This is a genomic window from Providencia sp. PROV200, from assembly GCF_049901995.1.
In the GTDB taxonomy this organism is placed as follows: Bacteria; Pseudomonadota; Gammaproteobacteria; order Enterobacterales; family Enterobacteriaceae; genus Providencia; species Providencia rettgeri_E.
The window spans coordinates 3,025,602-3,047,085 of the sequence record NZ_CP096307.1; the positions used below are offsets into that span (position 1 = coordinate 3,025,602).

General features: G+C 41.4%; 20 protein-coding genes. 3 read left to right on the top strand and 17 right to left on the bottom strand.

Annotation, left to right across the window (positions count from 1 at the left end; all coding sequences use genetic code 11):
- Positions 1–152: 152 nt before the first annotated feature.
- The 3 genes from iolG to M1E86_RS13970 all read right to left on the bottom strand — a co-directional run bounded on the left by iolG (position 153) and on the right by M1E86_RS13970 (position 5,173).
- Positions 153–1,139: an inositol 2-dehydrogenase gene (iolG, locus tag M1E86_RS13960; RefSeq protein ID WP_125891459.1), complete on the bottom strand. Its 987-nt coding sequence runs from the start codon at positions 1,137–1,139 to the stop codon at positions 153–155.
- A gap of 572 nt (positions 1,140–1,711) precedes the next feature.
- Positions 1,712–3,649 (bottom strand): 3D-(3,5/4)-trihydroxycyclohexane-1,2-dione acylhydrolase (decyclizing), encoded by a 1,938-nt coding sequence (gene iolD / locus M1E86_RS13965; protein ID WP_213914171.1) that lies wholly within the window; start codon positions 3,647–3,649, stop codon positions 1,712–1,714.
- A gap of 12 nt (positions 3,650–3,661) precedes the next feature.
- On the bottom strand, positions 3,662–5,173 hold the full coding sequence (locus M1E86_RS13970) for a CoA-acylating methylmalonate-semialdehyde dehydrogenase (RefSeq protein ID WP_125891461.1): 1,512 nt from the start codon (positions 5,171–5,173) through the stop codon (positions 3,662–3,664).
- A gap of 393 nt (positions 5,174–5,566) precedes the next feature.
- Here M1E86_RS13970 and M1E86_RS13975 point away from each other — a divergent pair, with 393 nt between their 5' ends.
- Positions 5,567–6,403: a MurR/RpiR family transcriptional regulator gene (locus M1E86_RS13975; RefSeq protein ID WP_125891462.1), complete on the top strand. Its 837-nt coding sequence runs from the start codon at positions 5,567–5,569 to the stop codon at positions 6,401–6,403.
- Positions 6,404–6,636: 233 nt separating this feature from the next.
- Entirely contained in the window at positions 6,637–7,632 is a 996-nt protein-coding gene (locus M1E86_RS13980) for a hypothetical protein (RefSeq protein ID WP_426099135.1), read from the top strand.
- 98 nt (positions 7,633–7,730) lie between these two features.
- On the opposite strand, the gene M1E86_RS13985 is transcribed toward M1E86_RS13980, so the two are convergent.
- Positions 7,731–7,985, bottom strand: a complete 255-nt coding sequence (locus M1E86_RS13985) for a helix-turn-helix domain-containing protein (protein ID WP_426099136.1) — start codon at positions 7,983–7,985, stop codon at positions 7,731–7,733.
- Positions 7,986–8,888: 903 nt separating this feature from the next.
- Between M1E86_RS13985 and M1E86_RS13990 the strand changes: the two genes are divergently transcribed.
- Complete coding sequence (locus M1E86_RS13990; RefSeq protein ID WP_213914170.1) at positions 8,889–9,773, top strand: helix-turn-helix domain-containing protein; 885 nt, start codon at positions 8,889–8,891, stop codon at positions 9,771–9,773.
- A 64-nt stretch (positions 9,774–9,837) separates the two neighbouring features.
- On the opposite strand, the gene M1E86_RS13995 is transcribed toward M1E86_RS13990, so the two are convergent.
- The 13 genes from M1E86_RS13995 to napG form a co-directional block, all read right to left on the bottom strand.
- Positions 9,838–11,871, bottom strand: a complete 2,034-nt coding sequence (locus M1E86_RS13995) for a TonB-dependent copper receptor (RefSeq protein WP_213914169.1) — start codon at positions 11,869–11,871, stop codon at positions 9,838–9,840.
- 178 nt (positions 11,872–12,049) lie between these two features.
- Positions 12,050–12,496 carry a DUF2946 domain-containing protein gene (locus M1E86_RS14000; protein WP_213914168.1) on the bottom strand — a complete coding sequence of 149 codons (447 nt, stop codon included), beginning with the start codon at positions 12,494–12,496 and terminating at the stop codon, positions 12,050–12,052.
- Between the two features lie 251 nt (positions 12,497–12,747).
- On the bottom strand, positions 12,748–13,488 hold the full coding sequence (locus M1E86_RS14005) for a hypothetical protein (protein ID WP_213914167.1): 741 nt from the start codon (positions 13,486–13,488) through the stop codon (positions 12,748–12,750).
- 154 nt (positions 13,489–13,642) lie between these two features.
- Positions 13,643–14,713, bottom strand: a complete 1,071-nt coding sequence (locus M1E86_RS14010; protein WP_213914166.1) for a cytochrome c-type biogenesis protein CcmH — start codon at positions 14,711–14,713, stop codon at positions 13,643–13,645.
- Entirely contained in the window at positions 14,710–15,267 is a 558-nt protein-coding gene (gene dsbE / locus M1E86_RS14015; protein ID WP_004262204.1) for a thiol:disulfide interchange protein DsbE, read from the bottom strand. Before dsbE ends, M1E86_RS14010 begins: the two co-directional genes overlap by 4 nt.
- Positions 15,264–17,195 carry a heme lyase CcmF/NrfE family subunit gene (locus M1E86_RS14020; RefSeq protein ID WP_140171092.1) on the bottom strand — a complete coding sequence of 644 codons (1,932 nt, stop codon included), beginning with the start codon at positions 17,193–17,195 and terminating at the stop codon, positions 15,264–15,266. Before M1E86_RS14020 ends, dsbE begins: the two co-directional genes overlap by 4 nt.
- Positions 17,192–17,683: a cytochrome c maturation protein CcmE gene (gene ccmE, locus M1E86_RS14025; protein WP_125891469.1), complete on the bottom strand. Its 492-nt coding sequence runs from the start codon at positions 17,681–17,683 to the stop codon at positions 17,192–17,194. Before ccmE ends, M1E86_RS14020 begins: the two co-directional genes overlap by 4 nt.
- Complete coding sequence (ccmD, locus tag M1E86_RS14030; RefSeq protein WP_004262214.1) at positions 17,680–17,892, bottom strand: heme exporter protein CcmD; 213 nt, start codon at positions 17,890–17,892, stop codon at positions 17,680–17,682. The genes ccmE and ccmD overlap by 4 nt, the downstream gene beginning before the upstream one ends.
- Positions 17,889–18,629 (bottom strand): heme ABC transporter permease, encoded by a 741-nt coding sequence (locus M1E86_RS14035; RefSeq protein WP_213914165.1) that lies wholly within the window; start codon positions 18,627–18,629, stop codon positions 17,889–17,891. The genes ccmD and M1E86_RS14035 overlap by 4 nt, the downstream gene beginning before the upstream one ends.
- Positions 18,630–18,826: 197 nt before the next feature.
- Positions 18,827–19,465, bottom strand: coding sequence for a cytochrome c-type protein NapC (napC, locus tag M1E86_RS14040; protein ID WP_102139974.1), 639 nt, complete (start codon positions 19,463–19,465; stop codon positions 18,827–18,829).
- Between the two features lie 9 nt (positions 19,466–19,474).
- Complete coding sequence (gene napB, locus M1E86_RS14045) at positions 19,475–19,924, bottom strand: nitrate reductase cytochrome c-type subunit (RefSeq protein WP_004913351.1); 450 nt, start codon at positions 19,922–19,924, stop codon at positions 19,475–19,477.
- On the bottom strand, positions 19,921–20,784 hold the full coding sequence (gene napH, locus M1E86_RS14050; protein ID WP_125891471.1) for a quinol dehydrogenase ferredoxin subunit NapH: 864 nt from the start codon (positions 20,782–20,784) through the stop codon (positions 19,921–19,923). The genes napB and napH overlap by 4 nt, the downstream gene beginning before the upstream one ends.
- Positions 20,771–21,481: a ferredoxin-type protein NapG gene (napG, locus tag M1E86_RS14055; protein WP_125891472.1), complete on the bottom strand. Its 711-nt coding sequence runs from the start codon at positions 21,479–21,481 to the stop codon at positions 20,771–20,773. The genes napH and napG overlap by 14 nt, the downstream gene beginning before the upstream one ends.
- Positions 21,482–21,484 lie beyond the last annotated feature (3 nt).

A 21,484-nucleotide genomic window follows, 5' to 3' on the forward strand; every position in this document is an offset into this window, starting at 1 on the left:
CTCGGAATATTGAAAGCCCAAAGAGTATTAAATAAAATGTAAGGTCTATATTTTATATATTCATTTATAAATGAATATATTTTGTATTGCGGCCAAAAATAGATTCTTAACCGCAATTTTATAAACAAGCTAAATAGCATTCACCGTATGAATTACAATTTGACTTCTTTACCTGTTTTTAATGATTCCAGCGCTTTGTCTGCGAGATACAGAGCCAGTTCGCCATCAGTACCTGTCGTTTCAGACTCTGCACGGCCTGCTAAGATATCAACAAAATGCTGCCACTCTGCTTTGTATGCTTCATGGTAACGTTGCAAGAAGAAATACTCTGGCTTGGCGGATAAGCATCCAACTTCACTTAACAACGCAACACTATTCTCTTTAATATTACCAGCCGTTAATAAGCCTTTTTCACCATGTAATTCAATCCGTTGATCATAGCCATAACCCGAACGACGGCTGTTCGAGATGGTAGCCATCGCACCAGATGGGAATGTTAAGATAATAAACGCGGTATCAATATCACCTGCTTGCCCGATAGCAGGGTCAACAACATTGCTGCCTTGTGCGTAGACAGAGCAAGGCTCTTCGCCAATCATAAAACGCGCCATATCAAAATCATGAATCGTCATATCTCTGAACATACCACCCGATACTTTGACATAATCTGCCGGTGGTGGTGACGGATCACGAGACGTGATAATTAAAGATTCTGCTTTACCAATCGCACCTTGTTGGAATAAGTTTTTCAAGTGGCGAAATTGAGGATCATAACGACGGTTAAAACCAATAAACAATGGAACATTATGTTCTTTCACGCTTTTTAAACACTGCTTCACACGTTCAAGATCAAGGTGAACTGGTTTTTCGCAAAAAATCACTTTTTTATGTTTTGCTGCGAGTTCGATTAAATCAGCGTGTGTATCTGTGGCTGAAGCAATTAAAACACCCTGTACATTAGGGTCTTGCATCGCTTCTTCTGTTGTCTGTACTTTTGCTTGGTACTTTTCAGCCAAGGCAACCGCATTGGGTTGATAAGGATCGATGACAGAATAAAGTTGAGTTTCTTTATGGCCGGCAATATTAACAGCATGAACCTGTCCGATACGTCCTGCGCCGAATAGTGCTATATTGAACATTCAAATGCTCCTTGATACCTTAAATCCACTATTTGGATATTACGGAATATACCAAATAAAACGTTCATTTCAATTTATAATCTTTTGGAAATTATATTTTTGGGCTCTAGCTAACAAATGTTATATTAAAGTGTATTTTTAGTGTTATTTAGATCACAAATTGACAATGCAAGCGGCCACTATTTAACAATAAAGTCTGTGCTCCATGGCACATTAGTTTTCCAGTGACTCTTTTTTATTTCTTCATGCTTTAATAAATAAAACAATTATTTCAATAACATTGTTTTTAAACCATAAAAACCATAAAAAAACCCAGCTAAAGCTGGGTTAATAATCCAAATAATTCGATCTGTATGCCAGCAGCAGATGCGGGCTAGCCGTCTCCCATACAACTTAAAACATGGCTATGTAGAACGACAAGTGGTAACCACTCTGTAAATGAATACCAAAACAATCCCTACTAAATTTCCAGTAACAACCCTACGAGTAACATCTGACACGAAAAATATCCCTCGACGGCAAAACACCGTCGAGTTATTTCGATAATATAGAGCACTACCGCAATACCTTGATTAATAAAGACGAACTTTATGCTCAACCATCTCTTTAATTTTCTCAGCGGAAGCAACTATCTGTGGCTTTTTAGAAACTTGTGCTGTTCCTGTCCGCCACCATGCCTCATAACCATCGGTCATTGTTTTAGGAAGTACTTTAATATCAATCAATACACAGCCTGAATGGGACTTAGCATCTTCCAGTGCTGCAATCAATTGTTTCTCATCATGTACCCGATAACTTTTACAACCGTAGCTTTCCGCATTTTTAGCAAAATCCACCTTCACTAACGGCCCATCCATTAAGCCTGTCTGTGGGTTTCTATAGCGGTTTTCTGTGCCGAAACTCCCCATACCTTGACTCATTTGCAGGTTATTAATACAACCAAATCCTGCATTATCAAACAATAAGATGGTGATCTTAATATTTTCCTGAATCGCAGTTTGTAATTCACTGTGTAGCATCAAGTAAGAGCCGTCTCCGACCATCGCATAAACAGGTTGTTTCGGCGCAGCGATTTTAGCCCCAACTGCGGCGGCAATTTCGTACCCCATGCATGAATAACCATATTCAAGATGGTATGTATCTCGTTGTTTTGGTAACCAAATACGCTGTAGATCCCCCGGTAGTGAACCTGCGGCTCCTACAATAATTGCATCATCTTCCATGTATTGCTGCATTAAACCCAATACCCGAGTTTGAGCCAGTTCCGTACCTAATGTTTGACTGTATTCGTCAAGTTTATCATCAAGCTGACCTGCAATTTCAGGTACAAAATCCAATGGTCGGTACTGAATACTAAACAAACGATCCAGTTCATTTTTCCATTGTTGCTTAGCCTGTTGGATTTCCATCCCCCACTGAGTTTGGTAATGGGAGTCTTTCATTTTTATATCAATCGCTTGCAAAGCTTCCTTCGCATCAGCAACCACTTTCAATGCATCCAACTTACTAGCATCAAACTCTGCAACATTGATATTTAAGAATTTAACATTTGGATGGCTAAACAACGACTTAGATGCGGTCGTAAAGTCAGTAAAACGGGTGCCAACACCAATGACTAGGTCCGCTTCTTTAGCCAACAAGTTTGCAGCTAGCCCACCTGTCGTCCCAATTCCCCCCATATTTAATGGGTGGCTGGCAATGATGGCACTTTTGCCTGCTTGAGTTTCGCCAAATGGAATGCCGTAATCTTCCGCAAATTGCAAAAAGGCATCATGCGCTTCGGAATAACGCACACCACCACCACAGACCAGAAGGGGTTTTTTCTTACTGCGGATCAGACTCACCGCTTCTTCGATGCTTATCGTGGTTGGCGGTCGACGCTCAATACGATGGACTCGTTTTTCAAAAAAGTAGTCAGGGTAATCCCATGCTTCACCTTGCACATCTTGCGGTAAACAGACTGTTACAGCCCCTGTATCTGCTGGGTCAGTGAGTACTCGCATAGCATTGACCATCGCGGCCATCAGTTGCTCCGGCCGCGAGATCCGATCCCAATAACGTGAAACTGGACGAAAACAATCATTTGTGCTTATTGTTCCATCCCCATACTGTTCAACTTGCTGCAATACAGGATCGGGCTGGCGAGTCGCAAAAGTGTCTCCTGGTAGCAATAATAATGGGATACGATTGGCTGTCGCCGTGGCCGCAGCGGTGATCATATTCGCGGCACCTGGGCCAACAGAGGATGTAACCGCAAAAATTTGTTTACGTTTTTTTTGCTTTGCAAAGCCTGTCGCAATATGCGCCATGCCTTGCTCATTACACCCTTGATAAACGCGTAGATGACCAGGCGCTTCTTCAAGCGCCTGACCTAAACCCACAACATTACCATGGCCAAAAATCGTAAATACTCCCTGAATAAACGGATACTGCTCACCATCAACATCAATATATTGTTGGTTTAGAAATTTAACCAACGCTTGAGCTGTTGTCATTTTCTGCTTATTCATACGGGTCTCCGTTTATTCCATGGTTGGCATTGTGAAACTACTTTCATGGTGCTCTAAGCGAACACTGGCAGGCCAACGGCTCGTGACTGTTTTCATGCGAGTATAGAAGCGAACACCGTCATTTCCATGTACATTTAATGGGCCAAAAATAGACCGTTTCCACCCACCAAAGCTGTGGAATGCCATTGGGACTGGGATGGGTATGTTGATCCCGACCATTCCTGCTTGGACATTTTCTTGGAATTCACGAGCCGTTTCGCCATCACGAGTGAAAATAGCCGTTCCATTACCATATTCGTGTTGGTTAATCAGTTTCAAACCGGTTCCGAAGTCAGGGACACGTACCACCGCTAATACAGGCCCAAAAATTTCTTCTTTATAAATGTCCATTTCAGGAGTGACATTATCAAATAATGTTGGCCCTACAAAATACCCATTTTCGAAGCCTGTCACTTTAAAATCGCGACCATCGACCAATAATGTCGCGCCTTGCTTTTCACCGCTAGTAATATAGTCACAAATTTTAGCTTTATGCTGCGATGAAATAACCGGCCCCATATCATTTTCTTTGCCTTCCGTAATACCCGGGCCAACGGACATTTTAGCAATTTGACCTTTCAGGTTAGCAATGAGCGCATCTGCCGTTTCATCACCGACAGCTAAGACGACGGATAATGCCATACAACGTTCACCTGCCGCACCAAATGCCGCCCCCATGATAGCATTCGCTGCCTGCCCCATATCCGCATCAGGCATTAAGATACAATGGTTTTTCGCTCCACCGAGTGCTTGGCAACGTTTACCATGAGCGGATGCCGTCGTGTAAATATATTCAGCAATCGGCGTTGAGCCAACAAAACTAACAGCTTGAACTTCTGGTGCAGTTAAGAGCACATCAACGGATTCTTTGTCCCCTTGGACAACATTAAATACCCCATCAGGCAAACCCGCTTCTTTTAATAGCTTAGCTAGTGCTAACGCTAAAGAAGGGTCTTTTTCTGAAGGTTTTAAAACAAAGGTATTGCCTGTCGCAATAGCCACTGGGAACATCCACATAGGGACCATAGCGGGGAAATTAAATGGTGTAATTCCCGCACATACCCCCAGAGGTTGCATTAATGAGTGGCTATCAACCCCTGTCGCAACATTCGCAGAGTGTTCACCTTTTTGTAAATGAGGAATACCGCATGCAAATTCAACGACTTCCAATCCTCGGGTTAATTCTCCGACCGCATCAGAAAAAACTTTACCGTGTTCTCTTGAAATTAAACGTGCCAGTTCATCCATATTCTCTTCAAGCAACGCTTTAAATTTAAATAAAATCCGAGAACGTTTTAACGGGGAAAGTTTTGACCACTTAGGAAATGCTTTATGCGCAATCTCGATGGCTTTTTTTGTTTCATCCGCGCTACTCAGTGCCACCTGTGCAATTTGCTCACCCGTTGCCGGGTTGAATACCGGTGCAAAGCGCCCACTTTTGCTGGATACTATTTCACCACCAATGAAATTATGAATCTGTTCCATGTTGCCTCTCTTTAGCTGACAGAGTTACCTAGTTACTCAATGTATATGAAATATTTGTTTCATTTACAACTAAAATTGAAATAACATTCAGTTTATGTGATCTAGACAAAGTTTTTGTGAAATTTTTAATATCAACTAAAAGGTATCAATCTTAAACTCAAGAGCAGCACGTAGTTATTGGCCATCTAACCGTTGTATTGAGCAAAATAGCGCTTACTTTCAATCAGGAAAACAAGAGAACAAATCCATGTAAGCTGTTCAATTTATTATCCCAAATTCAAATTATTTCACGATCCTAAAAAAAGAAAATTTTTAAAGTTGAACTAAGTGTTTCAAAAAGATTCGACTAACGCTGTAAAACAACTACAATTAGAGCCAAATTCTGGAGGTTATATGTCAAGTGCATCAAATTTGAATGAGTTTCAAGAGCAAGTTCGCTCGCGATATGACGAATTAAGTAAACGGCTACAGCAAGTGGCGCGCTACGTATTGGACAATACAAATAGCGTCGCATTTGATACTGTCGCCGTCATTGCGAAAGAAGCTAATGTTCCGCCTTCGACGCTGATCCGTTTTGCAAATGCGTTTAATTTCAGTGGGTTTAATGAAATGAAACAATTGTTTCGCATGAACCTTGTTGAAGAAACCGCCAGCTACACAGATAGAGCACGTATGTTTCGTGAAATGGACGGTTCCCAAGAGCTGGGCGATGACCCATCACAGATTTTGAAAGAATTTGCGCATTCTAATGCCCAAGCTTTACAGCAAATGGCTGCGAGAACGCCTGCTGAAGATATCGAAAAAGCCGTATCGTTATTAGCGAATGCACAAAATATCTACATTATCGGTTTACGTCGTTCATTCAGCGTTGCAACCTATTTAAGTTACGCTCTTAGCCATTTAGAATGTCGCCCCGTACTCATTGATGGACTTGGCGGGATGTTCAAAGAGCAGATCAGCAGGATCAGCGAAAATGACGTCGTTATTTCAATCAGTTTCACACCTTACGCCTCAGAAACTGTCATGGTCAGCGAAAAAGCGGCCCAAGCAGGTGCACAACAAATCGTGATTACTGACAGCCAAATCAGCCCGTTGGCAAGTTTTAGTGATGTTTGTTTTGTGATCAAAGAAGCCCAAGTAGATGCATTTCGTTCGCAGTCAGCCACCTTATGTTTAGCACAATCACTAACCGTTGCATTAGCCTATCGTCAGGGTAGCAGCTTAGTCTAAGTTATACGGCTCTGTAATTAAACACCTCCATTAATTCAGAGCCTCTTCCAATCCTCTCCCTCATTAACATAAACGTATTTATTGAATGTTAATTAAGTTTCATCTTTTTCTTGGATTTGTGAATCTCATCAGAAAATACAAATTCCAAAAAGACAATCAAATGAAATTATTATTTCGTCCTGCTATGTTGGGATTATTTCTCGTGTCAGATAAAACCATAATAAGGGCTAAGCATGTTAAATACACACTTTCTTTATTTACTCGGGCATCTTCGCTTACTTGAGGAACAACATTCTGTCACGTCCCTTAATCGCTCTGGTATAGGTTTAATCGGTACAACACCTTATAACCAGCTTTATATCGATGCGATAAAATGTTGCGCTCATCATAGTGAGCTAAAGTCAATTTGCCAGTTGTCCCCATCACTCCCTTCTATGACTGACTTTATGTGCCAAAAGAGAAAGATAGAAGAGTTGATCAACCATGATGATGTCGATTGCATCATCATGACATCCACTTGCAGTGATGAGTTACTCAAATTTGCGATTCATACTGCTGTAATTGCAGGAAAAAATATCCTATTAAATGACATCCCCAACTATAATGAAATCAAACTAAAGGAAGTGCTAGGGGAAGCGGCGCGGCATGGTGTATTCATTGGTTATAACCAACCTTTTAGCTTTGATAACCAGTTCAGTCAAATAAAAACCGCTTTAATGTCTAAACATGGCTTAGAAACAGGGTTATTACGTCTCACAACACATAGAATATGTGAGACTGAAAATCAATTACCATTCAATATATTACGAAACACTATCACAAAAAATATAGAATTATTGTTATCTTTAATGCCTGATGTTCTACTTTCAAACCCGGCAATTCAATACTCACATCCTTTTATGAAAAGAGCTGATGGCGATGTGTTGATGATCAATTTTCGCCAAGATGGCGGGTTATTGATTTCATTTGAAATCTTTTTCAATACAGGAAAGATCTCAGACAAATTGTCTTTAAAACAATGCAATAACCGATATGAAGTAGCGAAAAAAATCTCTTTTAATGAGAAAAATCAAGAGATTAATCAAAATAATTTTATTGTAGAGCAACTCGACCAATTTATTTTAAAACTCGCTAGCAACACAAAGTTAGCTAAGATTAATCAATGGAGTCGCGCTAATAAACTAACTGATAAAGTCATAAAACAGCTGAATACCTATGGATATATTTGATTACTGAAAATATAAAGATAATTCTAATAGTAACATGCAATATTATTTTACAGGTGAATAATACAATGATGTTTTTAACACACTTAATTCACTTATAATCAATGTAATGAGCTATATGTACCACCATTTATATTAACAACGCCATATAAAAAAGACGTAGGGTCAACATTGAAAAGATAAGCAAATTGAAATAATGAATCAACATCAATACAACTTTCTCCAGTATCGAATCGATTCATTTCTTCTTCTGTTACACCGATTAAGCTGGCCATTCTTTCTATCGATATTTTATGGTTTTCTCGTTGTTTTCGGATTTTTATCCCTAGCATTTTAGCAATGCTTTCCTTGCCCATAATAACCTCTACTAAATATTAAAATGAATATTATTAACCGGTGCGTAAATTATCACCAACCATAAATTTATAAATTGACTTAAAATAATAAACCCCGAATTAAACAAGTCAATTTAAGATAATCCAACAATGAAGTTAAAATAAAAATTTAGATAACCAGATGATATAACTAGATTAAATCAGTTTCATTATTTCATTCCCGTTGTGACGATCATCACATAAAATGTAAAATTTAAGCGATATAGAAACTAGATTATCGTCTATCAACGACTAAAAAATTGTATTTCCAGTTTAACTAGATTTTAGCTTACATTTTCATTTTGATAAAATCATATTACCAAATTTAATGTTATAACCTTAAGAAATTCGTGACATTTTGTATTCATGCGTATCAATAAGTTTCCATAACGCAATTATAATAAAGAAAAAATTTCCCCATCATAAAAAAAGACGTTTTTTTTTATTTATTAGTCGAAGTTACAAGATTAGTTTTAGATTATAAAAATAAGATGATTTATAATACACTTATAGGGGAAAAGTACTTTTCAAGGTTAGTAAGTTACATTATATCACTCTTATTTTGAATCTCTAAAATAGATTGCTATAACAGTTTGTTTTAGATGTAAATAAAATCATTCCTCTACATTTATGCCATATTCATTACTTTCAGTCTATACACAGCATGTAAAAATTAGACAAATTATGTAAACGCCAAATAGGTGTATTTTAGTATTCACTCCCTCACCCTCTCAAAACTTACTTAACTTCACATCTTTTTAATAAAATTGTCAGTTAGCATGCTATCCTATTACGAGCACCTATGAATACTTGCCACTCATCGCACAAAGTTATTATATGGCTTCTTATTTTTATTGGTAAGTAAAGAGACCTGAAAGGATAATCATGCTACAAGAAAGTGTTATCAGGGAAATTATTCTCTGGATAGAACAAAATTTAGAATCACGCCTATCCCTAGATACTGTTGCCGATAAATCAGGATACACAAAATGGCACTTTCAGCGCCTATTTAAAAACCAAACAGGGCTCGCTCTTGGCTCCTATATCCGAGCAAGACGTCTTTCTTGTTCTGCTGTCGCATTACGACTAACAAATGACAGCATAATGGATATTTCTCTAAGATACCGTTTTGACTCACAACAAACTTTTTGTCGTGCATTTAAAAAGCAATTTAATCTGACACCTTCTGAATATAGAAAACGAGAAGGCTGGAAAGTTGAAGGGTTCTGTTTACCGCTACGAGAGAGTAAAGAACTCAACGTGAGTGTTAAATTGACCCAGTTACCGGCAATCAATTTACTTGGCACTAAACATCGTTACACTAAAGATATTAATGAATGGAACCTAAAAACGGATGAGTTGCGTCGGTACTATTGGATGGCTTTTTTTGATAAAAACCCTTATGTCACTCAGCATCTATATGCTATTCATGGTATTGACCAAAGTGCTAACGCAGAAGGGCATTTCCTATATACCACGGCTCTAGATGAACAAGATGTAGACATCGAACTTCCGCAAGCAACAAACTTACAGTTACCCTCTGGAAATTACTTAGAAATCAAAATTACTAGTAGCCTTCATGGTATAGATTATAATGATATTATCTATACTGCTTATGGAAAAGTACTTGCTGAAATGGATATCGTCCGTGGAGAAGGGCCTGATGTGGAACAATATGTCCTAAAATCTAAACCCTCTTATGATGCATTCATTAATGATTCACGCAACTTCATTCAAGAGCTAAATTATTATATTCCCGTTATTATTTAACAAACAGCTATTTAATAACCAGCCAGCATCCCATACAACATTGCATGGGATGCTAGTCTAATAATCAAAAAGTCACATTTATTTTTGCCCAGAAGTTTCTTCCTGGTTCGTTCACTGGCACATTGGATGAATAACCAAAACCACTATTCCCCGCTAAATTAAGGTGCTCGCTATAGGTTTTGTCAAAAAGATTATCAACACCTGCGCTTAATTTCATGTTTTCATTAATGTTATACGCTGTATTTAATGAAAAAATCGTGAAACCCGCACTTTTGCTGAAATCTTTACCCACTACATTTCCATCATTAATGGCAACACGATTTTGGCGGCTCACAACACGCACTAAGCCTGTCGTGGTCCAATCGCCTTTTTCCCACGATAAACCAAATCGGCTTTCCAACGGTGGCATTTGCGGTAATGCCTTTCCATCTGTACGGTTTTCCCCCCATGAATAAGCAAGGCTTGCATCCGCTTTCCACTCATCACTGAGCTTTTGGGCAACACCAAGTTCTCCGCCCATAATTAACGCATCCACATTTTCCACCTGACTCATTCGTGGATTTACTGCGCTATAACGGAAGAGAATAAAATCATCAACACGCCCCACATATGCAGAAACCCATGCATTAGTATCTTCATGGCTATATTTAGCACCGATATCTAACTGAGTTGTTTTTTCCGTTTTTAGCTTATCAAACACATTATTGCTACCATTCGGGCCGAGCTTAGGTGAGAACAACTCCCAATAATCAGGAAAACGTTCCGTATAACCGACACCTGCATATAGCATAATAGGCGTACTCGATAAAGAATGCTCATATCGCGCAAAGCCTGCTGGCATCACGGTGTTACGCCCTGAAGAGCCTATTCCTGTATTATTTTCAACTATGACACGATCTAAACGAGCCCCACTGACCACTTTGCCTTGTTCAGTTGCATGCCACGTTAGCTCACTAAAAACACCATAATCTTGAAACTGTGCATCTTTTTTCCAACTATTATTGTTGTTTTTTCGATGCTTATTGGTTTGCATGTCTGCCCCGGCACGCAGCTCATAGTCTGACCATAACCATGTTCCCATCGCACGACCGCCCATAGTTTCACGGTCGACTCGCATTTTCATTGGCATATTAATCATGCCATGACCACCATGCCCCATATGACCCCCACTCATTCCCCCACCTGATGGAGAGCGAAGCGAGTAGTTATCCATAATATGATCAGCGTAATTGTAGTAGACATTCGCTTCGACTTTATCTAAAACGTCGCCAATGTTGCTCTTTTCAAAGCGCAAACCTAAGCTTTCTCGTTTAAACTGGGAGCCATCCATTCCCCGACCTGCGTAACGTGCTTCCCCATCGCCTTTACCAGCAGTCAATTCTAATAATGTGTATTCATCCGGTGTCCAGCCAACCGCAAGATCAGCATTCCATTTGTCCCATTTAGACGGCACTTTGTCCCCATTGCCATCTTTATAATCATTCGAACGTGACTTATTGCCAATAACGCGAATGTAGCCAGACTCATTGCCTAAACTCACATCTGCATTGCCGTCCCAACGACGGTTTGATGCCGCTAGCGCACTCGCATTTCCTTTAATACCGGCTTCGGTAAATAGGGGTTTTTCACGCTCAAAACGGATTGTTCCCGCTGAGTTTCCAGGCCCCCATAAAACGGTTTGAGGGCCTTTAATCATATTCAGCACATCAAAGTTTTCGGGTGAAATATAAGAAGTAGGTGCATCCATACGAGAAGGACATGCACCTAACATCTCACTATCATTAGTTAAAATACGTAAACGTGAGCCAAACATGCCGCGAAAAACAGGATCACCGTTAGTTCCTCCGTTACGGATTTGTGAAAAACCAGGAATAGTTTTGAGATAATCAGAACCATCACTTGCAGGAACTGGCTGTCTTGGTGTTTTAGGGGATGTCGTAATAGTTAATGGTGAATCGACTGGCGCAGTGACAATCATCACTGAACTCTCCGAGATTGGGCTTTGATTCACTTCAGTTTTAGCGACAGTAGATGCCGTAAAAATCGCGCTAATGACCAATGTCGCAATAGGAGTCACTTTGAAGATTTGTGTGTTCATTTTTGACCTGTTTCTTAGAAAATAGATGCTACTTTCACCGCTTAAATGACAAACACATTTCCAGCCCCCACAGATGAACCACTTAAAAATCAAGAAATTCAAGATGAGCAAAAACGCTTTGCACTATGACGGCAAAAATAACCATTAATTAATTTGTAAAATTCACAATCTTAAGAAATCAGGAGGTCGGAGGGGCTCGAGCGAAATGTAATGACCAAGGTCTAAATAATCTAATTTGAACGTAACACTCAAAGGGAATAAATAGCGTCAGTCTAGCGAATTGCCGAATAACCGCAGCAATAAATAAGATAAGAAACGGAAAGTGGATCAATAACTGGCAGTAGCCACATGCAATGTCTTCCATCGGTGATTGCCCGATCCCTGTCATTAACATATGGTTCATTGGTGTTGAAACGTCACAATTTTCAGGCATCAGCATACCTTGATGCGAATGCATCGAATGTTCTGCCGTTGATGGAGGCTCCATTGCATTATGAGAATTAGGGCTTATGCAGTGTTCCATCAGCCTCATCGATTGAGAGAACAATGGAGCAATAAACAGCATAGCCACAGCCAATAATGCAAGGTAGGCAGCAAATTGTCTGATTGAAGTGCGCAGGTGCAACGTTTTTCCGTCATCTATGTACGAATTTATAGCGCGGGATTGTATCTTATTTGAAAGTGTGTTGTTATTAATTTTCACAATTAATGTTAAGTGAAGCGCAGCAAAACATGCAAAAGACGAAAAAACAGACAATTATCCATTAAAATCAATCCATTGATTAACATTACCATTCTCAATATAACAGAATGAAATCAAAGTAAATAACAAACTCATTATTTACTTTGATATTATTTGGCGATTAACCATCTACCCTAGTGATTTAGATGAGAGCATTTTGTGTTAACCATTACCTTGGTTATCTCTTCTTTAGTTTGAATTGGCTTGAGTTTATCCAGTTCAATCCAAACTGTTTTGGTTGATTGAAATCGGTTATCTGGCATCAAACCACTCAATTTAATCTGTAAGTATTGCTCTTTTTCTTTATCACTAACACCTTGTTTAAATTCTTCATAAGCAACCATATATTTTTTTACTTCCTTACCAACTAACCCTTTTTTGAAAGTGACCAAAATTTTATAGCTAAGCTTTTCGTTAAGAAAATTTTTAACCACATCGGGGAGTGATTGATATGCGGCAATTTTGTCGTCTTTTGCTTTTTGAATATATTGTGGGCCTCTTAGAGCCTGATTTGGCTGATAATTAGGTTGCGATCTTGCTAACCCCCCCTTTTGAACCGGTGTCCTGTAGGAGCGATTTAGATTGTTTGGCTCCGAAATCGACCGATTTAAAGCCAATGCCCCAGATATATTTTTTTTATGAATATTTGAAGGCTCTGAATAGGCGTGCCTTAAAGTAAAAAGCCGAGTGGGAATTTTTGACCCACTCAAGTCAATCTGCTTTTTTTTAATACTTCCAGCAAATTTATTTAATTTTAGCTGCTGATTCACAAGCTTTGTTTTAACTTCTTTATTTAATGGGAGTTTATTCAAATCGGGTATGACTGGATGAGAGATTTTGGTTAGATGAAAATTACTTATTAATTGGGTGGGCATATTGCTTCCTTTTATCTAGTTATAAATTCAAACTATATTAAAAGAATTGATATCAGCCATCTTTAACAAACCGAAGTAATCAAAATCGTGGATTGTAATATGAAAGGCTGTGCTATACAGGCGAGCACCTGTATAACACAATCAGTGAAGAAACTTACTTATCGGATGGCAAGCCTTTCTTTTCATGTACCATCATTAATGCCTGCTCAACACTACGCTCGATAATCGGCCGACGTTGGTCATTTTCTGGCAGCAGTTTTAACATCATTTGCCAAGCAGAAATGGCTTCCGCGTAACGTTCTTGCTCAAATGCATTGAATGCAAAAATACTCAACGCTTTCACATTAGTGCGGTCTTCTGCGATCAGCTTTTTAAGTAATTCCGCACCTTGGCGGTTATCTTCAGGATCAGAAGAGCGCGTCAAAACCTCCGCATACCCCATCACTACATTTTCATTTTTAGGGGCTAGGCGATAAGCGCGGCCATAGGCATCGGTTGCCATAGTCGCATTTCCCAACACCATACCAATACGGCCTAGCATTTCCCACGCTTCGACATTTTGCGGGTCTTCCTGCAATCGAGTGCGTAACCCTAAAGCAAGGTGTTCCATTTCCGCATTATTGAGTGGCGGCTCAGATGGATCTAGCGCTCTGTCTAACAAAGCAGGAGCTTGTTGATAGGCATTATTCCAATCGGCCACTTTCCCGTAACTACCGACCTGATAATAAGCCCCACCCGCAACACCTAACGCAATGATAAACCCGGGTAAATAAACCCAATTGCTAGTGCGAGAGGCCTCAGGTAATGCTTCCTCATCCCCCTGCTCAACCTGTTTTAATCTAACGCGTTTTTTAGAACGGGCAAAAATGATCCAGCCGCCTACCGCTATCGCAACAAACGGTAACCCCCATAGCATCACCGTGAGCGGTGTCAGTGGTGGGTTATAAGTGACGAAGTAACCATAGCGAGCAACCATATAATCAACGATTTCATCGCGGTTTTTACCTTCTTTCATTAACTCATACACTTTTTGTCGCAAATCCAGTGCAATCATTGAGTTAGAATCCGCAATACTGTTGTTTTGGCATTTAGGACAACGTAGCTCTTCCGTTAATTTACGAAATTGCTGCTCTTGCTGTTCATTATCGAAAGTAAACACTTCCGTCGATGCATATGTCACCGTTGCGCTTAACGCTAACATCAATAAACCCAATAAATACCTCATTGGTTCGCCTCCTGATTATAGCGCTCCCAAAGGGGTTTAAATTCTTTTTCCCAAACGCGCTCGTCCATTGCCCCTGCGTGACGATAACGGATCACACCATTGCCATCAATTAAGAAGGTTTCAGGTGCACCATATACCCCTAAATCAAGGCCTAACATACCTTCACCATCAAATAAACTTAGAGCATAAGGGTTACCCAACTCACGTAACCACACAATGGCTTTATCCCGTTTATCTTTATAATTCAACCCGACCACTCGAACACCTTGTGCAGACAATTTATTCAAATATTGATGCTCTGCACGGCATGTTGGGCACCATGTCGCCCAAACATTCAACAAAATAGGTTGCCCTTGTGTTAATACATCGGATTCGTAGTGCTGCCCCGGATTTTCAAGTGATTCAAGGCGAAAAACAGGCACTGGCTTACCAATTAACGCGGATTCTAATAAGCGAGGATCATCTCCTTCCGCATTGCGCATCAATTGCCATAACAGAACCGCAGCAATTCCTGCAAAAATAATAAAAGGAATTAGGAAGACTTTGCGGTTCATGCTGTTTCCCCTTGTAATTTACGACGACGATAACGTGGGTCAAACAAACAAAATAACGCACCGATAGCCATTAACACACCACCAGACCAGATCCAACGAACAAACGGTTTATAATACAAACGCATCGTCCACGTATCTTTCGCGACTTCCTCACCCAATGCCGCATATAAATCGCGAGTAAAACCGCCATCAATCGCGGCTTCAGTCATAACAGCTCGGCTAACGCTATAAAAACGTTTTTCAGGCATTAAAACACCGATGACTTTGTCTTTCTCTTTCACTGAAATACTACCAATAACGCCTTGATAATTAGGGCCATCAGCCTCTTTTACGCCATTAAATACAAAGGTATAAGCACGAATTGAAATGCTATCGCCCGGCTTCATTTTCACATCACGCTCAATACTGTAATTTTGGCTAAAGGCAATACCGACGATAGTTACCGCTAAACCTAAGTGAGCCAGTACCATACCCCAGTAACTTGGCGTGAGCTTGATTTTCTTACTGATGCGCACTCGCATTTCCGCAAATGCAAGAATGGCTATCCAACACGCCATCATTAAGCCGACAACCGTCAGCGCTTCTACCCTATCTTCCATCAGTAATGGCAGGGCAAAAGAGAGAATAACAGTTAATACCGTTGCAATGATTAATAATTTTTTGATGGCGGCAGGACGGTCACGCCCCCAACGTACAAGTGGACCAATCCCCAGTAACAAGGCAAATGGCACCATCAATGCTATAAACATGGTATTAAAGAATGGTTCACCAATAGAAATCGTGCCAAGGCCAATTTGTTTATGAACCAAGGGTAGCAATGTACCGAGTAACACGACTAACATCGCTGCTGTTAGGATAACGTTATTGCCCAATAACATAGATTCACGCGACCATAAGGCATTGTTCACCCTTGAACGTACCTTGTGCCCACGCAGTGCAAACACCAGTAAAGAGCCGCCAATCACTAACACCATGAAGGCTAAGATGAATAACCCTCGAGATGGGTCTGAGGCGAAGGCGTGTACAGAAACTAATACCCCCGAGCGAACCAAGAACGTCCCGAGTAAACACAATGAGAAAGCAAAAATCGATAATAATAGTGACCATGCTTTAAACGTGGCTCGCTGCTCAGTGACGGAGAGTGAGTGGATCAATGCCGTTCCCACTAACCATGGCATAAAGGAGGCGTTTTCTACTGGATCCCAGAACCACCAGCCTCCCCAACCTAATTCATAATAGGCCCATGCGGAACCTAACATGATCCCCAACGTTAAAAAGAACCAGGCTGCCATCGTCCAAGGGCGAGCAAAGCGCGTGAAGGAGCTATCTAACCGGCCACTTAACAATGCCGCAATCGCAAAGGCAAATGCCACTGAGAAGCCGACATAGCCCATATATAACAATGGTGGATGGAAAATCAGCCCAGGGTCTTGCAGCAATGGATTGAGGTCACGCCCTTCTATCGGAAAGGCGGGCAGCGTGCGAGAAAATGGATTTGACGTAAAGATGATAAACAGTAAAAAACCCACGCTAACCATCCCCATGACCGCTAAAACACGGGCGACAATGTCGAGAGGCATTCGGTAACTGCAAATTGCCACCGCAAATGTCCAGCCACTCATTAATAATACCCAAAGTAATAATGAGCCTTCATGAGCTCCCCATGTTGCCGCAACACGGTACCAAATCGGCAATTGCGTATTAGAGTTATTGGCAACATAAGTGACTGAGAAATCATTAACAACAAAGGCATTCACTAATACTAGGAATGCCCCGGTGACGCAGAGAAAAAGTAACCATGCTAATGGACGTGATGATGCCATTAAACGTGCATCATTACGTGCTACTCCCCAGAGCGGGTAAAAAGACAGCAAAACAGCGAGACCTAACGCCAAGCACAGTAAAACGCTACCAATTTCCGGGATCATGATGCGTTGTCCTTATAGGCAGCAGCTGGCCTGCGGTGGTTTTCCTGCATCGCTTTTTCAACTTCTGGCGGCGTGTAGTTTTCATCATGTTTCGCAAGGACTTCTTTCGCTAAAATATGATTATTCTCTTGTAATTCGCCTTGAACAACGACACCTTGCCCTTCTTTGAATAAGTCAGGCAAAATTCCGTGATAGCTGACGTCCACTTCACCTTCGGCATCATAAACCGTAAAAGTGATATTGACAGCATTAGAGACAGGGTCAGAATCGCGTACCACACTGCCTGGCATCACCATGCCGCCAACGCGCAAACGTTGTCCAACTTCAGGAATTTGCTGAGTTTCCCGCTTACCGTAGAGGATTTCACCGGGGGTATAAAACAAGTCAATACTTGAGCGCAATGCGTAGAGAATCAATGCGAGGGTTAACCCCACGCCAACCAATATGGAACAGATCAACCAAAGTCGGTTACGACGACGAATATTCACACACCCTCCCTACGCGCTCTTGCTGCTTTTTGCCTGACTTCACGAGCTTGCTGTTGAATAATGGCATTTATTATCATTTTTCTTTGTATATACGTATGCAAACAGAGTAACAAAATAGGTATTAATGTCAGCGCAACCGCCAGCCATACATAAAAACCATAGCCGCCCATCGCCCAAAACTCACTCCAAGATGCAAATGCGCTAGTCATGATTGATGTCCTTTTTTATTCACAATATCTAATACCCATGGGCGGTTACGTTCTAACATCAATAATTGGCTACGTAAACGGATCAACGTTAATGAGATAAAGAGAAATAGGTAACCAAGAATAGCTAAACGTAATGGGGTACGCATAGCTGGATCAATACTTTCTTGCATACGCGTTGAAGGTTGATGCAAGGTTTGCCACCATTCAACTGAATAATGAATGATAGGTAGGTTAATCACGCCAATTAAGACTAGAATCGCAGCGGCCTTGCCTGCGGTGCGACGATCATCAAAAGCATGCCATAAAGCGATAATCCCCACATACAGAAAAAATAGAATTAATTCAGAGGTTAAACGTGCATCCCATACCCACCATGCTCCCCACATGGGTTTACCCCATGTCGCCCCCGTAACCAATGCGATAAAGGTAAACACCGCCCCGACAGGCGCCATTGCCGCTATCGCCAACTCAGAGACTTTCATTTGCCAGACTAGACCGACAAAAGCGGTGATTGCCATGGTGGCATAGATCCCCATTGACCACATTGCAGCAGGCACATGGATATACATAATACGATAACTTTGGCTTTGAACTTTATCGGTTGGCGCAAAACCAAATCCCCAAATCCATCCCACCGCTAAACAAATTACACTCAATATAATAAACCACGGTATTAGGCGCCCACATAGCCGGTAAAGGTTGGCTGGAATGGCAAGTTGATGAAGCTTTTTCCACATAGTTTAATTACCCTGATTTATTATATTGTTAGTAAATGCTGCGTGACAGAATCATACAATACACATTACAAAAGCAAATATATTGATTTAACACAAATATAACTTAGGCTGATCATACTCAAACGCATAACCAGCCTATTTATTGGTCACTACTTATAATTCATCGGAATAACTCATCATAAAATGATTACCTTGAATTAAAAGCCAGGCTCAACTTCACGCATGTCTGGCAACTTATGGGCGATCCCTTTATGGCAATCAATACAGGTTTTGCCATCCGTGATGGCTTGGTCATGCATTTTAGCTGCAACCCCTTTTTGTGCCGTGAAGTCCATATATTCAAAGTTATGGCAGTTACGGCACTCTTGTGAGTCGTTATTTTTCATTCGCCGCCACTCACTTTGCGCCATCGCTAACCGATGGTCTTCAAATTTTTGAGGCGTGTCGATGATGCCAAAAATTTTTCCGTATAACTCCTTGCTCGCTTGAATTTTACGCACCATTTTGGGGCCGAACTCATGCGGTACGTGACAATCTGGGCAAGTTGCACGGACACCACTACGGTTAGTATAGTGAATAGTATCCATATATTCTTCATAGACATTCTCACGCATTTCATGGCAGCTAATACAAAACTCTTCCGTATTGGCCATTTCCATACCCGTATTGAAGCCGCCCCAGAAGATAACACCACTCACAAAACCAATCAGCAATAAGGTTCCTAACGCTAAACGACTTGGCCTACGCCACCACCGCCATACTCGGCCAATTAACCCAAACAAACCCTTTTTCTTCGGCTTGTCATCATGTGTTTGTTTATCATTGTTATTTGACATAATTCCCCCTTATTTCCCAAAACCTTTGGATGGGGTAAATGTGTTATCAACAATCGGTGCTGTGTCTGACTGCGGCACGTGGCACTGTAAACAGAAATAGCGGTTTGGTGCGACTTCACCAAGGACTTTGCCTGTTGCATCCATAAAGTGCGTTGGGCTAACTCTAGGTGCCCCTGTGGTACGATAATTTTCCACACCATGGCATTGCAAACAACGATTAGTATTAGTGGTAATTTGATAACCTTCAACACTATGTGGGATCATTGGTGGCTGATTCACATAGTTTAATGCCATTCTTTCTTGCTCTTTCGGAATATGAATGCTTCCTTCTGACGTACCGGATACTTCTGGTGATTGGGTCAGGTCTACACCATTAGCAGCCCAAACAAGACTGCTTACAACAAAGGCCATTCCAGCCACCCAACGGCTGATCGTCTTTTTCAGGACAGGATTTTTCATGATTTTGCTCCCGAACTCCATCTTAGTGTTATTTTAAAAACATCCTCAGAACAAACATCGATGCAACGACCGCAAGTAATACAATCTTTATCGGATATCTGCGCTGGAGCTTGTTTATCTAGGACCGGTGCGCGCAGAACTTGCGGCTCCGGGCAAATGTGGAAACAGTCCATACAACGGCTACAGTTTTCTTTATTTTCCGCTGTAACAACTAATGCGCCTTTACACCCAGCTACGCCATATAGCGCACCTAATGGGCAAAGGTGACCGCACCAACCATGTTCCACAACGAGTAAATCGAATAAAAACAGTGCAACTAAAACCAATGCACCGCTGCCAAAACCAAAAATTAAACTGCGCCCCATTAATGAAACAGGATTAAGCCATTCCCAAAGTAAGGTGCCTGTGATCGCAGAGCCGATCAGGATCACCACCAGCAAGACATAGCGAATATTGCGCGGTATAGTTGCAGACTGGTTAAAATCAAACTTGCGTCTTAACCACGCCGCCGCATCCGTCACTGGGTTTACAGGGCAGACCCAACTGCAGAAAATACGCTTACCCAACAGTGCATAAACCCCGAATACGATAGCCGCCCCAACTAATGCGGAGATCCCCGGTAAGTAACCACTTGCTAAGCTCTCTAAAGTAATTAAAGGATCAGTCAAAGGTACGGTGTCTAACAATAAACTACTGCTGTAGTTACCCTTTAAAATCCACACCCCAAACCATGGCCCACTCAAGAACATCGCTAACACCAGCAATTGGCTTATGCGTCTAAACACCAACCATTTGTGGCTTTGCCACCAGCCTTTTTTTGCCTGAGCTTCACGTCCGGCATCACGTTTACGATTCGCCATTGTTACCCTCCAGCCAACCAAAGCGGTAATGGTGACCTAACTCACCTTTTGCTAACGACCTTGGTAATACCTTGATAGCCGCCTCTTCCAATACACAAGCCTGTTCACATTTACCGCAGCCCGTGCAGTAGTTGCTATTGACTGTGGGTAAGAAGCGCGCGTGCTTACCCGTTCGGTGGTTTTGTTCCAGTTCTAATGTGATGGCTTCATCAATCAGTGGACATACGCGGTAACATACATCACACCTTAGCCCTTGAAAGTTCAGGCAGTTTTCCTGATCGAGTAAAACGGCTAACCCCATGCGTGCATCATTAATCGACTCAATGTCTTTATCTAATGCACCACTTGGGCAAACCTTAGCGCAAGGAATGTCCTCACACATTTCACACGGCTTTTCTCGGGCGATAAAGTACGGCGTTCCTGAAGCCAAACCGGATGCCAATGTCGCTAATTTCAACATGTCATACGGGCAGGCTTGAACACATTGCCCACAACGGACACATGCACTGGCAAATGTTTTTTCATCAAGGGCACCCGGCGGGCGGAGCTTGACGCCACTCGCACGGGAAGTTTGTTGCTGAAGCCCCAGCACCACACCAACAGCCGCCACCCCACCCGCAGTGCGGGCGACATCGCGTAAAAAGCGACGACGGCTGTTCTGGGACTTAGCCTGTTGAGACTTAGCTTTCTGGGGCATGAG